Origin of the sequence: Gimesia sp. (genome assembly GCF_048262075.1) — a bacterium.
Lineage (GTDB): Bacteria > Planctomycetota > Planctomycetia > Planctomycetales > Planctomycetaceae > Gimesia.
The window spans coordinates 56,823-71,190 of record NZ_JBLXFK010000022.1 but is presented as its reverse complement, the minus strand read 5'-3'; the positions used below and the strand labels follow the sequence as shown (position 1 = coordinate 71,190).

General features: G+C 52.7%; 11 protein-coding genes. 3 read left to right on the top strand and 8 right to left on the bottom strand.

The window, feature by feature from the left end:
* Positions 1–189: 189 nt before the first annotated feature.
* The 7 genes from ACN0YH_RS26315 to ACN0YH_RS26285 all read right to left on the bottom strand — a co-directional run bounded on the left by ACN0YH_RS26315 (position 190) and on the right by ACN0YH_RS26285 (position 6,873).
* The gene (locus ACN0YH_RS26315; protein WP_417382581.1) at positions 190–1,305 is read right to left on the bottom strand and encodes a sialidase family protein; all 1,116 of its coding nucleotides are present in this window, start codon (positions 1,303–1,305) and stop codon (positions 190–192) included.
* A 12-nt stretch (positions 1,306–1,317) separates the two neighbouring features.
* Complete coding sequence (locus ACN0YH_RS26310; protein WP_417382580.1) at positions 1,318–1,734, bottom strand: hypothetical protein; 417 nt, start codon at positions 1,732–1,734, stop codon at positions 1,318–1,320.
* A 65-nt stretch (positions 1,735–1,799) separates the two neighbouring features.
* A complete protein-coding gene (locus ACN0YH_RS26305; protein ID WP_417382579.1) occupies positions 1,800–2,708 on the bottom strand; it encodes a DUF1559 domain-containing protein in 909 nt (302 codons plus the stop codon).
* A gap of 268 nt (positions 2,709–2,976) precedes the next feature.
* Positions 2,977–4,137 carry a sialidase family protein gene (locus tag ACN0YH_RS26300; protein ID WP_417382578.1) on the bottom strand — a complete coding sequence of 387 codons (1,161 nt, stop codon included), beginning with the start codon at positions 4,135–4,137 and terminating at the stop codon, positions 2,977–2,979.
* A complete protein-coding gene (locus ACN0YH_RS26295; protein ID WP_417382577.1) occupies positions 4,127–4,846 on the bottom strand; it encodes a GntR family transcriptional regulator in 720 nt (239 codons plus the stop codon). Before ACN0YH_RS26295 ends, ACN0YH_RS26300 begins: the two co-directional genes overlap by 11 nt.
* 205 nt (positions 4,847–5,051) lie before the next feature.
* Entirely contained in the window at positions 5,052–6,125 is a 1,074-nt protein-coding gene (locus tag ACN0YH_RS26290; protein WP_417382576.1) for a hypothetical protein, read from the bottom strand.
* A gap of 34 nt (positions 6,126–6,159) precedes the next feature.
* On the bottom strand, positions 6,160–6,873 hold the full coding sequence (locus ACN0YH_RS26285; protein ID WP_417382575.1) for a FadR/GntR family transcriptional regulator: 714 nt from the start codon (positions 6,871–6,873) through the stop codon (positions 6,160–6,162).
* A gap of 71 nt (positions 6,874–6,944) precedes the next feature.
* On the opposite strand from ACN0YH_RS26285, the gene ACN0YH_RS26280 reads away from it, so the two are divergent.
* From ACN0YH_RS26280 to ACN0YH_RS26270, 3 genes are all read left to right on the top strand, one after another.
* On the top strand, positions 6,945–8,858 hold the full coding sequence (locus ACN0YH_RS26280) for an FAD-dependent oxidoreductase (protein WP_417382574.1): 1,914 nt from the start codon (positions 6,945–6,947) through the stop codon (positions 8,856–8,858).
* Positions 8,859–9,097: 239 nt separating this feature from the next.
* Positions 9,098–9,955 (top strand): alpha/beta hydrolase, encoded by an 858-nt coding sequence (locus tag ACN0YH_RS26275; RefSeq protein WP_417382573.1) that lies wholly within the window; start codon positions 9,098–9,100, stop codon positions 9,953–9,955.
* A gap of 450 nt (positions 9,956–10,405) precedes the next feature.
* Positions 10,406–12,628, top strand: coding sequence for an SGNH/GDSL hydrolase family protein (locus ACN0YH_RS26270; RefSeq protein WP_417382572.1), 2,223 nt, complete (start codon positions 10,406–10,408; stop codon positions 12,626–12,628).
* Positions 12,629–13,193: 565 nt separating this feature from the next.
* On the opposite strand, the gene ACN0YH_RS26265 is transcribed toward ACN0YH_RS26270, so the two are convergent.
* The gene (locus ACN0YH_RS26265) at positions 13,194–14,213 is read right to left on the bottom strand and encodes an IS110 family transposase (RefSeq protein ID WP_417382571.1); all 1,020 of its coding nucleotides are present in this window, start codon (positions 14,211–14,213) and stop codon (positions 13,194–13,196) included.
* Positions 14,214–14,368 lie beyond the last annotated feature (155 nt).

The window sequence follows — 14,368 nt, the reverse complement described above, 5'->3', positions numbered from 1 at the left end:
CCAACCTTCTTAACCGCAGGAACAGTCCCCACGTACCCGCCTGACTGACGAGGTACAAACCAGTTTCACATCACGATGGGAACCGATGAAACTCTCGAAATCGATGTTTCTACCACGAAAAACACAAAACGACACGAAAGCAAGACAATGGGTGACCCCTTTATTCCTTTCCTGTTTCACCGAAGTCAGTCAGGGCTCACTGTTTTTCTTCAACAGAGTCGCTAATGGGATTTCCTGGTAGCGCAGTCCCCCCGGGCCGTAATACACCAGGTGCAGCGAATCATTGCGAAAATCCATGCTGGCATAAGAGTAAGAGCCTTTGGGATCATCTTCGATTTTGGTCAGGTTCTCCCAGGTTTTTCCCTCATCATAGGAAAGACCGAGCGTCAGCGGCGTGCGTGGTCCCTGATGGTCGGCTCCGGGGATAACTGCATTGTTCCAGATCAGAATCAGCGGCGCGTCTTTGCCTGGTGCACGCTGCAGCAGCATGGGGGCTTCGGGATGTACAATGTCGGTTTTCTCGGCAGGACTCCAGGTTTCTCCCCCATCACTGCTGTAAGCGCGATACATGCGGGTGGTCTGAGTGCGGATGAGCATCATGACTCGCCCATCGTTGAGTTGTTCAATTTCAGGTTCCATTGCACCCCGTAGAGGACAATCCACTTCATTGGCTGATCGATGCCAGGTCTCACCTTCGTCATCGGTGTAAAAACTGAAAGAGACAAAGTGTTCGTCTTTCTGCCAGGCACTGGGAGAGCCAAAGGCAGCCAGCAGGATGCGCCCGGATGTTAATCGGATGGCTGCTGAGTTGACGGTGAAAATTAATCCCTTTTTGCCATGTGACAGTTGTTTGGGTTCGCTCCAGGTTTTGCCTTCATCGCTGGACTCTTTAAACCATAAATTGGCGAAGCGATTGCTGTCGATGCGAATGTAGGTCAGTAAGATTTTCCCACTGGTTGTTTTTACGAGACTGGCCGACATCACGTTCATCTTGCCGATGTTTTCCTGAACGGTTTGCGGTTCCGACCAGGTTGTGCCGCCATCGTCGGAATGGATTTCGACAAGCCGCGCGGGATCATGGTCGTTGCCGGTGGCACCGTACCATTGAGTATAAACGACAAGTAACCGCCCGTTATCGAGCGTGAGCAATGCACCTTCCCCATGTCGCGGCAGTTCTTTGGTGGCTTTGATCAGCAGACGCGATTCAGCATGACAGTCTTTGGGGTTAGCGGTCGATATCATAGCCAGTAACAGCAGGCTGAACCCGAGTTGGCAGAGGGGCGGGATATGGAATAGCGATTTCATGGGGAGGCCTTTTTATTTGAGATTAAAATCATGCTGGACCGGGTCACTGTCCGGCGGAATGGTGAGTGTTTCAATCGTCGATTTCGTATTGTATTGTTCTGGCAGGTATTGTTTTCGGCTGGTAGAACTTCCTGCGGGTTGATCACCGGGTAGTCCCGCTTCCCCCTGGTAGGCATTGATCTCTACCTGGTACGTGCCCGGTTTGACTGCGGAGCGATCGGTGAACTGATATGATCCCGCGCTGATCTGTGTAGTTCTTACAGGGGCGGTATTCCCTTGCTCCGGCACCAATCGAATCACCCCTTCCTGGATTGGTGTCCCCTGGTATTTGATCGTTCCGCTCACGGGGGTCAGCGCCCTCTCATCGGTCGCTTGACCACAACCGGTCAGGAAAAGCAGGCAGCTGCAGAGGAAATGTAGTTTGCTCATTTTCTGGTACCTATAAAGAGTGTGCCTCTGTATTAGCTTTGAGTGTCAGGCACAGTCAACGTGTTTTAGAATTCTCCGATTACTTCACGACCTGCGCGGGTTGTCAGATCCTGCAACGTTCCCAGGTCAATGTTTTCAGAAATGAACCGGACGGCACCATCTCCCATCAGAAAATGACAGCCCCCTGTGTGATAACTGCCGGGTCCGGTAAAATCATCGCCGTTCCAACTCCAGCCCGTGAGCAGGGGGAAGTTGGCATTGATGCCGCTGCGAACGCCAACGCCACCACCGCCGTAGGAGCCCCAGGCAAAGATTTCATGCGAACCGGGGGCATCGCCAACCGTTTCCGCGAATGCCAGTGTATTACTGGTCCCATCCAGGACGTCGCGGAATTTGGTTTTTGAATTACGGTAAAACATGCCATCCTTATTAAAACCGACTGCGTCTTGACCGTCCCGTGCGGGGTTTCCATCTCGCCCGCTATGCGCGACTGGCTGATAATGGCTGCCCCAGGAGTCGTCGGGGCCGCCGGCCCCAGTCCAGTTCAAGCCCTCATCCTGTGGATTGCTGGGGCAGAGGAACACGGTGATTTTGTTTTGGGTAATCGGGGCATTCGAAGCGTGATTAAACGCTGCCAGGAAATTGAACTGATTGTAAACGTTCGTCTGATCCAGGAATGGAAGCAGCATGGTGGAGCACATCTGGGAACCGAAGTTCTGCGGAGCGGAAGTGGAATTGTCGGTATAACTGCGACCAAAGGGGAACATGCCGTGCGATTCATGGTAGTTGTGCAGCGCGAGGCCAATCTGTTTGAGATTGTTTTTACAGGTGCTGCGACGCGCTGATTCGCGGGCCTGCTGAACCGCCGGTAACAACAACGCAATCAGAATCGCGATGATGGCAATCACGACCAGTAATTCGATTAAGGTAAATCCCCTGGTGGCAGTTTCTGTTTCTCGATGTCGTGTCATCATTTTCCGGTCTCCCATAGGAATTAAAAAATATGAATCCACACAGGAATGGGCCTCTGTGTCAGGATTGTGTGATTACGAAATAGTTATATATCATGATATATCATGTGGTGGGTTGGAAATATTGTCAACGGGAATAGGGGGGATTGGCAAAAAAAACAAGGGGTTTCAGCGAAGTGGATTCTGGGACAGGAATGCAGTGGGAGAGGGTGAAATCAGGATTATCTCTTGTTGATGCGTAGAAAAACGCGTGTGTACTCCAAGCAGTGGATTAACAATTGACGGTCGTTTTCCGGTCTTGTTTAATCGATTGAAGTTCAACCTGAAAGCGGAACCAGCGAATCACGCTGACGCATTGTTCGTAGCACCAGAAAGTGACAAACAGTTCGCCGTCAGGGAGGCGGGTAATATGGGGGGCACCGAATTTGAGCACGGCGAAATTATCGGACATGTTTTCTCCCGTGGACGTAATCCCTTCCAGCTTATTGTGCCCCCAGAGTGGCTGCTGGTCGCCGTTGATCCAGTTGCCCTCTTCATCGATCCGAGACAGGCAGGCCCAGAGTCCCGGCTGATCCATGCGACGATAGATATTCAGCAGGCTGCCATCTTCGAGCAGGCAGGGAGTCAAAGTCTGGCCTTGAATCTGTGTGGAAGCAGGTTCCGACCAGGAAATTCCGCCGTCATCACTGATTGCATAGTGATTGGGGAGATCGGTTGACGATGTTTCGTCGTAGCACCAGGCTACCGCCAACAGACGTCCTTCAGGGTATTCAACAACTTTGGATTCCCAGAAGATCAGGTTATTGTTTTCGCTGTGCATGATATCGAGGTATTCACCCCAGGAACTGCCCTGATCGCGGGAGACCAGCGCCAGCATGCGATTTCCATTGGGTAAATCCCCGTTCCAGCCTCGCCATGTGGAAGTGGGCCAGATCCAGCGGCCATCATTGAGGATCGTAATCGGGCTGCACATTTCGAATTCGGGGCCCTCGAGTGGCGGAGTAACGAGAGTTGGCTCTGACCAGGTTTTACCCAGATCGAGGGAGCGGATTATTAGCAGTTCGCAGGGGACCATACCCAGTGTCTGTGGATTGCATAAGCCTTCCCCGGGGAAATCGGTACGATCAAAGCGAACCAGATTTGCAATCAGCTCTCCTGTTTCCGTGACTGCAAGCCGCCCGAAAGTGGAAGTTTGTCGCCCGGTTACACTGGTGTCGATCGAGTCTTGATATTCCCAGGTCTGTCCCTGGTCTTTCGATCGCGACAGGTGCAGTTTGAGGTCGACCGCTTCAAAGGCTTCTCCCAGCATATACATCGAGAGCAGCGAGCCATCAGGCAGGGATGCGACCGAGGGGAAGTAGGCGTGCACGCTTTTGACATGCGGTTTTGCATTTTTGAACAGGATCCCTGTTTCCAGCTGTTTAAGTTGCATTGCGACCTCGCTCCTGTTTTCGCATGAAAGCCAGGACGTCGCGACGGCCTGCCTGGATCTGTTCGCTCATAATCTGACGGGCCAGATCTGCATCCCGGTTACGGAACGCTGCCAGGATCTGTTCTTTGCCCGCACAGGTTTCTTCTGCACTTTGAGGAGTGATGATCTTATGCTTTAACTGCCGCAGGGCATAAAAGACATCGGTGATCGCCCGCTGTTCCTGAATGACTTTTTTCAGCAGTCGGTTTCGCGAGGCTTCGATCAGGATTTCATGAAATTCGGTTTCGCAGTCCACCCAGCGATTGAACTGGGCTGGCGTGGTGTGTTTTGCGTTCCGCTCATTGAGCAAAGCAGTGATTTCACGCATCTCGTCAATGATAAACTGCAGATCGTCCAGTTGTTGCGGTGTGATATACAGGGCTGCTTCGCCGGCTGCGAAACTTTCGAGCAGATCACGCAGCACGTACAGCTCGTCCAGGTCTTCGCGTCCAATCTCCCGGACGAAGGCACCGGACCCCTGGATGTGTTCCACGAAGCCTTCCGATGCCAGACGGCAGATCGCTTCGCGTACGGGAATCGCACTCACCCCCAGTTCCGCAGCCAGTTTGCGGTTCACAAGTCGGGCGCCCGGCGAGAGCACGTTCTGTTCCATCTGTTGTTTGATATACTGATAAGAGTATTCGGTGAGATTTTTTGATGTATCTTCCATCAGCGTCCACTGCTAGTACGTTTGAGACCGGTATACTTTAACCCGTTTAATATATCGTGATATATCGGTGTCGTCAAGTTTTGAAGTGAAAGCGGTTCATTCAGAATGCAGCAACAGACATCGCTATTGTACTGTGATGTGGTGTGAAAAAAAGGGAAAGTCTCCCGCAGGACACTTTCCCTTATTGAACTCCAGGGGATTGCGGTTATTTATTTTTCAGTTTCAGGTCAGCCATATAGATTGCAGTGATCGGTTTACCATCCTCGTCTTTTTCATGACTGGAATAATAAGAGATCAAGGCGTGATCGGGGCTCAGAATCAGAATGCCGGGGTAGGAGTTGTCTCCACCACTGGGAAGTGAAGCGAATTCGTGCAGTTGATCGTCTTTGAACCAGTAGAGTGACGTCACATATTTCCCGTTTTTGCGCTGACGGCCTCCCACGAGGTAACGATCACCCCACTTGGCCAGTAAAGGACCGCCAATATAGCGGTCGAGTTGCTTCCGATCCCACTTTTCGAACGGGGGCCGCGATCGCATGACCCAGGCCGGATTCGAGCCGCTACGGCCGACAGCCAGCAGGTCGCCATTCTCTTCAAACAGAAACGCAGTTTCGTCTCCCTGTTTTTCATTGAACAGGCTGGCGGTTTTCCAGACCAGTCCATCGTCGCTTTCCAGGATTGCCGTCTCGATGAGTTCGCGATCCTTATCGCCTTGTGCAAAGTGCCGGATGCGACGCCCACAGAGGTAAGCTTTGTCTTTATAGGCGGCAGCCCGCCAGATATAATGACCGTAGGTTCCTTCCAGCATGATCGGTTTTGACCACTCATTTCCATCGGCGGACCAGACGGCGAAGCCCAGGTGTTCATTGATCGTCCGTGTTTTGGGAGCAGAGTCGCCGCAATACCAGGTGCCGGTATAGACGAAGAGTTTATCTTTGAAGATCAGAAAATGCGGGTCGCGGACATCGCGTTTGGGGACCGAGAATTCATCGACCTGTTTCCAGGTTCTGGCGTCATCACTCTGCATGATCAGGACTCGCGAAGTCGGGAACAGCATATGCCCCCCCGGGCAGGTGCGGAACGTGAGATAGTATTTGCCTTTGAATTCAATCATATCGGTAAACGCATTGTGCTCGCCGTTGTCGAAAACCTGATGGACATTGCTGACTTCCACCTTGGGTAAGTCTGTATTCTCCCCAGCGGGGAGAGGAGCGTCTGTCAGCATGCTGCAGCAGAGCAGTGTGAGCAGGGGGATCAGGCAGAATTGTGTTTTTTTCATGGTGATACGCTTTCTGAAATAATGTCTTGGTTTTTCAGTCGATTTCCCGTTCCGGCATCAACAGGTATTTCAAGTGAGCCCGCATGACTGAGCGTGCCCGTTCGACGTCGCGATCCTGTATCGCACTGACCAGTTCAAAGTGCTGCCAGATAATACGTTCGTTGATGTCATCATCCAGCATGGGAGATTTTCGTGTCGGATATGAAGTTTCAAACAGAGCGGCCAACAGTTTCTGCATATCGGCGATCAGTGGCACGCCGGACATCTTCAGAATCAGACCATGGAACTGACGCTCCACTTCGATGCGGCGCGGGCGGTCTTTCTTCTGGCGGGCGATCTGTTTGAACTGTTCGGCGAGTTCAGCCAGCTGTTCAATCTGTGCTTCACTGGCATTTTTGATGGCCAACTCGACCGCACCGACTTCCAGCGCATAGCGGAAGGATGCGAGTTCAGCCAGTTTTTCCTGCGAACGTGCCAGTGAAGGCAGGCAGTTTGCCCAGACTTCAACCGGATCGGGATGGCGGACGATCAGTCCTTTGCGCTTGCGTCCTTCCAGCAGTCCCAAGGCACACAGGCGGTTGACGGCTTCGCGGGCAATGCGACGCGATACCTGATATTCTTCCGCCAGCTCGGCTTCGGTCAGGAAAAAATCACCGTCCGTAAATTCAGCGGACTGAATCCGATGTCGAATCCGTTCGGAGAGTTCCAGGGCCAGTGAATGAGATGGTGTTTTTTGAATAAGTGTCATTATAGTTCGCTATAATTGCATAATATATTGAAAAGTCAGTAGTGTTGGTTATTATATGGCATTTAAATTATGTGTCAAATGAAAAGGGTTATGAAATCAACATGACGATTCTGGAAGCGCATATTCTAAAAACTGAGATTCTTATCGCCGGTGGAGGGATGGCTGGTTGCTGTGCGGCGCTGGCTGCGGCGCGGTGTGGGGCAAAGGTGATTTTGTGTCAGGATCGTTCGGTGCTCGGGGGGAACGCATCGAGTGAAGTCCGCATGCATATCGTCGGCGCGAATGGCACGGGCCGTTTTGATCGGGGGCGAGAGCTGGAGACAGAGGCTCGAGAAGGGGGGATCATTGAAGAATTGCGGCTGGAAAATTGTGTCCGCAATCCGCAACGGTCTGCTTCCATGTTCGATCTGATTCTGTATGAGAAATGCCAGGCGGACCCCAATCTCACACTGATGCTCAATACCTGTGTGACTGCGGTTCAATTGAATGGCAACCGGATTGAGAGTGCGACTGCAGAACGGCAGAGTACAGAAGACCGTTTCACGATCAACGCGGAGATATTTATTGACTGTACCGGCGATGGACGAATGGCTGCAGAAGCCGGGGCGCTGTTTATGGAAGGGCGAGAAAGTCAAAAACAGTTCAATGAAAGTCTGGCTCCGGAAGCAGCGGACGAGTATCGACTGGGATCGACCATTCTGATGCAGGCGCGTCGTCATGACCGGCCGATGCCTTTTGTGGCGCCCGACTGGGCGCGGAAGTTTGATCCCGCAGAGTTGAAGCTGCGACTCTATGCGACGCCGGGCGAAGAGGAGCCGACACACGAGTATGGTTACTGGTGGGCCGAGTGGGGCGGTATGCTGGATACCATTAAAGAGAATGAACACATCCGCGATGAACTGCTGGCGATCGTCATGGGCATTTGGGATCATGTGAAAAACGGACCGGAGGGAACGCCCGCCGGCGAAGATCCATTTCAGGCGGCACATTGGGCGCTGGACTGGTTTGGATTCGTACCAGGTAAACGCGAAAGCCGCCGGTTCATCGGGCAACATATTTTAACCGAACATGATCTGCTCTCATCCCGCGAATTTCCGGATGCGATTGCCTATGGTGGCTGGTCGCTGGATCTGCATCCACCGGAAGGCATCGATGCACCGGAGCTGGAGCCCTGCACACAGCATCCGGTGCCTCATTTATATGACATACCGCTTGCGGCCTGTGTTTCGAATAATCGTAAAAATCTGATGTTTGCCGGACGCAATATTTCTGCGACGCATGTCGCGTTTTCATCAACCCGAGTGATGGCGACCTGTGCAACGATCGGTCAGGGAGTCGGGACGGCGGCGGCTTTGGCGATTCAGCAACAGCAGGAACCAACTGAGTTGAGCACGAATTCGAAAATCATGTCGCAGATACAGCAGCAGTTGTTACGCGATGATGTGTATCTGGTCGGGATTCGAAACGAAGATGTATATGATCTCGCTCGCTCCGCAAGTGTTACTGCCAGCAGTGAGCAGGCTGGATTTGAAGCGTGTCATGTGGTCTCGGGACAGACGCGAAGTGTGCACGGATCAGCCGGCGCACCCGAGGGGCGCGCCTTTCCCGGCGGGCATCGCTGGCTGTCCGATCCTGCGGAAGGCTTACCAGCAACACTGCAGTTGGAATGGGAAAATTCAGTAAAAGTTCAGACGCTCCAGTTGATTTTCGATACGGGCTTGCATCGGCATCTGACTTTGAGCCATCATGATGGTTATACTGCTAAGATGCAGTGGGGACAGGCGCAGCCGGAAACGGTGCGGGATTATCAGATTGAAGTGCACGACGGTTCTGACTGGCAACAGATTGTTAACGTTACGGGGAATGTTCAGCGGCGTCGAGTGCATCAACTGGAATTGGAGATCACTTTGAAACAGTTGCGGATTGTCGTAACTGCGACGAACGGAGTGGATCAGGCGCGGGTGTGTGAGGTGCGGGTGTATTAATAATGTGATTTGAAAAATAAAGGGTGGAACCGGATGTAATCCGGTATTGCTGCAGGCAACAGGAAATGACAGTGAAGAAGTACGACCTGGAATTTCTCTTTCCAATTTCAGTAAAGATATCTTGAGAGCAAACAAGCTGTTTTTTTCTTGAGTGCAACACTGACCGTTTCCTGCTCGCTGCGCTCAGCCCGTATTTTATTCGGGCCCACCCATGAAGATTAAACTGGTAGGAAAGTGAGATGTATCTGAAACGTATTTTTAGTTGCCTGATGTGTGTTGGCCTGGTGATGAATTTATGGGTATCTGTGTTGAGTGCAGCAGAGCTGGAAACCGAGGAGCTCTTTCCGCGGGTGGAGGCGGTTTCGTTTGAGAGTGCGAGCCTGAAAAAAACGAAGCGGGCGGTGGTTGTGTTGCCTGAAGAGTGGCAGTCGATCAAACCTGCGGAGCGACGGACGCTGGTCATTCTGCATGGGCGGGGGCGGCATGAGCGATCGCTGATTGATGACAAGCTGATCCGCCAGCAGCTTTTGGATTCCGGCTTGTTTGTCATTCTGCCGGACGGCGATGATGGCTGGTACATCAATTCGCCGGAGCGCAAGCAGGATGTGTATGAGACGTATCTGGAAGAGGTGCTGGCGATTGTCTCTGAGCAGTATGAACTGCCGACATCTCAAAAACAGTGGGCGATTGCCGGCTGGTCGATGGGAGGCTTTGGCTGCGTGCGCTTTGCTGAACGACATCCCGGTCGGTTTGCCGCGGTCAGTTCGATCATCGGTCTGCTTGATTTTCCACGTAGTGGATTACCCGAGGGGCAATCCTACAAAGTGCCTGTCGACCGTTTCGGTTCCGATGAAGCGGTGTGGAAACAGTTCAATCCGATCCACGGCGCGGAAAAACTACGCGGGACATCAGTGCTGATCATCACCGCAGATCAGGCATTTGACCGCACGATGAACGAGCAATTTCGCGACCGGTTAATTGCACTGGGACTGCCGCACCAGTTTGTGGAGCTCAAAGGAGGGCATACATTTTCGGTAGTCCGGGCCGCGATACCACTGGTGCTGATACATACGCAACGTGTGCTACAGCGAAATTAATGCTATCACGAAAGACACGAAAAGGTTTCTGATGGGAGTGCGAGGAAGAATGTGGATGGTACCGGATGCAATCCGGTATTGCCGTAGGCAACAGGAAACTGTCAGTGCAAAAGTACAATCTGTTATTTACTCTGTCCGACCTCAGCAGAGATGATTTGAGAGCAGACAAAATGTTTCTTTCTTGAATGCAACACTGTCGGTTTCCTGCTCGCTGTGCTCGGCCCGAATTGCATTCGGGCCCACCCCCTGATCTGTTTTCAGTGTTGGGGCGACTTTGTTTTCTTGTGAATCGGTTGTGGTCTCCGGTATGATCAAGGTGATTCTTTACTTATTTCTACTTCCTGAATTCCCCTACCTGAGAGATCTGCCGTGAAAAACGTGTTTCTTATATTCTTGTCTGTTGTTGCCTGTTCCCTGGTTTCCGCTGTCTGCGCTGAGGAAACGAAGCCAGTGCAGAACCTCCTGCAGAATCCGGAGTTTCGCTTGCGGAAGTCGACTGCAACAGAGCCGGGCCGCTCGATTCTCTGCTGGAATACGGATCGCTGGGGAGATGTGATTGCCGGGAAGGGCAACGGGAAACTGGTGCTCCAGCCAACCAGGAATGTGGTGGAGCTTCTGCCGGGCAAGCGGATCTGGCAGTTTGCGACGCTGCCGGAACTGGGACTGAAGTCAGGCGATGCGGTCAGCCTGTCGGTCAACGGGTACCAGGAAACAAGCGGCGCCCTCAAAGTGCGGCTCTGTCTGATGCTGATTGAAAGTGACGATGGTGAGTGGTCGCCGGCGGATTTTCGTCTGCCCGATAAGCGGACGTTTGCGAAGCATGGGCGGGGGGAGCTGATCCGTGCGCCGCAGCGGGAGGCGTCTGCGAAGGAGACCGGAGAAGAATTTCAGCTGCAAGTGAATGGTCTTAAGGTCGATCCTCGTTTTAAACATCAGCGGGAATCGGATGCTACGTTCCGGAATGTGGTGGGTGTGCTGGTGGAATTTGTGAATGACTCTGACAAACGGGTCTGGATTGATTCGCCTGCGCTGGTTAAAGGGGATCAGGCGGTGACTGAGGCTGCCGCGTCCCGCGCGCTGCCGGACCTGTATCGCCAGATTCCCCGCACGATGGAAAAGCTGACAACGGGCCAGCCGGTGTCAATTCTGACACTGGGGTCGAGTATCGATCGGGGGAGTGCCAATCCGCGGTTGTATTTCTACGACGAAGATCCCGCGAGTCCGCATTATAAAGAGCCTCTGGTCGAGGCCCGACCGGGAAAGCCCGATGCGATGAAACAGTTGATCGCAGAGCGGATGGGGCGACCCGAACTGCAGGATTATGTGGGCTGGTCGCAACATTATTTTATGTATACCGGACGGATGCGACGGGAACTGCTGCGGAAGTTTCATTATCCGGTCGACAGGATTCTGCTGAACGTGATGGCCGCCGATGGCTCATCGATCGGCGAATCGCATAGCGGCTTTCAAGAGTACGCGGCGCTGGAACTGCCCCCTGGTCCGAATGAGAACGGGCACCCGACTGGCAAGTCGTGGCAGGAACTTTATCCTGCGTTATTTGAAAACGGAAAAAAGCCCGGTCCTGATCTGGTAATCTTCGGGCATGGACACAATGAGCATATTGACCGTCCCGATGAAATCGCCGCGTATGAAGGGGCGATTCGCTGGTTTCAGCGGCACTATCCTGGCGTGGAGTTCGTTTCGTGCATGTGGATCCGCGACAAAGGGCAGCCAAATTCAATGACCGGGCCGATGCAGCAGCTCTGTACGCATTACGGAATTCCGTTTGTCGATCTGGGAGAGTTGTTGATCGATCTGAAGACGACGTGTAATCAGTATGCGATTGCTCCTGATGGCGGTCATCCTGGTGCTGCCAGTCATTATATCTGGTTCAAACAGCTGGAGCAGGTATTCGAGATGCCCGACGATCCGCAGCCGGGAATCGCTCAACAGCAGCTACCTGCGCGGATGAATGACTTTACGGCGAACTGGGAAGGGGAGATGGTCCGGTTCGCTGCCGACAGTCCGCGGATTGTGGACGGGCGGATGATGATTCTGGAAGACGCCGCGTTCAATCTCTGGGCGGATAACAAACGAGAGAAGATGCAGTTGCAGATCGATGGTCAGCCGGCGCAACACGCGGGACATGGACGGCACAGTTGGTCGCGACCCAATCCACGAAATTCGACGTTCGTGCATGGACGACTGTCGCGCGGCGATCGACATATTATTGAAATTCCCAATAAGAATGCGCGGTTGAACACCGTGGACTGCAAAGTGGGTCTGAACCGCCGGTTCTATGGCATCGACTCAAAGGACTGGCGGGGGACATCTGCGGTAAAGACATTCGAATCGAAGTGGGGGGCTCCGTATGGGAAGAAGGCGTTCCAACTGCAGCCGGGTGAGACGCTGGAAATTGAAGTCGAGGCGGATGAGCTGTCGATCGCCTGGCTGGATGATCCGGCAGGAGGGACGCTGGTGGCGGAAGTGGATGGTAAACAGGTCTGGGCACAGCCGACCAATGAGCCGTTTACCGATTCGCAGGGGAGGGACCATTTTATTGAGAACCGTCGCGGCGTGCTGGAGCTGCCGTTCGGGAAGCATCGGATTCGGTTACTGGCAGAGGGGGAGCCGGTGCGGGTGCTCGGGGTGTTTGGTTATGACGGGCGGTAAGGACCACTAAGGGGCTCGAAAATTTTCTCCGCGAATGGCTCGGCATTATTTTCTACCACGAAAGACACGAAAAATTCTAGTGGAGAGTACGGGAGAGAAAGCGGGTGGTATCGGATGCAATCCGATATTGCCGGAGGCAACAGGAAATTGTCAGGGGGAAGATACGACCTGGTATTTCTCTTTCAGACTTCGGTAAAGAACGGTCTTGAGCACAAGCGAGCTGTTTCTTTCTTGAACGCAACACTGTCAGTTTCCTGCTCGCTGCGCTCGGCCCGAATTTATTCGGGCTTATCTATGAAGAGCATCTTGTCAAGTGGTTTTATTCTTCGCGCATGGGTACCTTTCTGAGACTTAATCAAGCGGTACGCTCAATCATCTATTCGGGATCGATCGCTGTTTCAGATCGTCGCCATTAAACTGGTATACGAAGAACGCCCCATTCACCCTGGCGAAGGTCAAAGAAATCTCCTCGCCTTCATAAGCCCGATCGGGGTCGTTCACACGTTTCCGATTGATGTTGTCTCTGTTTTCATGTAGTTCAATCTGAATTATTTAACAGCCTGCTTCAGGAAGGCTGGTGTGTTACTGAGAACGGTTCGCCTGATTTCATGATTGCCACCATCATTCCCAGCAGACGTCGGGCGATTGCCACGATTGCTTTTTTGGCTTTCAAACGTTTTTTCAATCTCTCATAGATCGTTTTCCAACGTGGGACCCGGCGAACCAGTTGCCAAGCTGCTTCCACAAGAGCCCAGCGCAAATGCCGGGAACCAGACTTCTCGATGTGCAGTTCTTTACTCTTCCCGGCACTTTCCCGTTGTCCTGGTGCCAGGCCAGCATAGGCCACGACCTGCTTCTGTGAGTCGAAACGATCGATGTCCGCAATCTCCGACAACACGACTTCGGTGGTCACAAAGCCAACTCCCGGGATACTCTGGAGCAGTTCCCGCTGGTGTTGCTCACGAATGGGAGCTGCACTGGCAAAACCTTTCAGGGCCTGATTGGCAGCCTGTAACTGCTGGCGAAAGAAATTCCATTCCGCAATCAGCTGGTCCATGGAGAAGCGGTCTGCCGCTGAAAGGGAGTATGTGCTGACAAACTCCTGACCGGCCTTGCTGAACAGATCCTGCCGATCTGCATTGTAATTACTCATGATACGACGGATTCGATTTTTGACCGAGGTGATCCAGCGTTGAATGGTGTTGCGCTGGCGAACCAGGCAGCGATGATCACGCTGCCTGGGCGTTGCCCGGTAAGAAGTGGGAATGATGTCCAGTGCCAGAAACTCGGCCAGAATCTGAGCGTCAAGACGGTCACTTTTTCGTGTGGATTCAGCAATGATCCGTAGCTTGCCGGGGTGAGCCAGAACGACTTTCTCAGCCAGGGATTCAATGAGTTTTACGAACCATTCGTGGCTGGCTGTCGCTTCGACAACAGCACGAAAGAGCCCCAGCTCTGTGAAAAATGCAATGATGGCAGACTCGTTCGCACACATCAGACGTTTCCGTATCTGAACATTAAGATGTTTATCTACGACGCAAACTGTGATACTCTGTTTGTGAAGGTCGATGCCGGCGTAAAACATGAGTGGCTCCTTTCTTTTGTGGAAACAAGGTTCAATAAACTATGTTTACCACGCGTTAAAGAATACCACCACCGGCTCGACCTTCTTTCATAGTTTCACCCCGCCGATATTGCGCATGTTCAATAATTGCAGTGCTTTATGTCTTTTTTACTTCT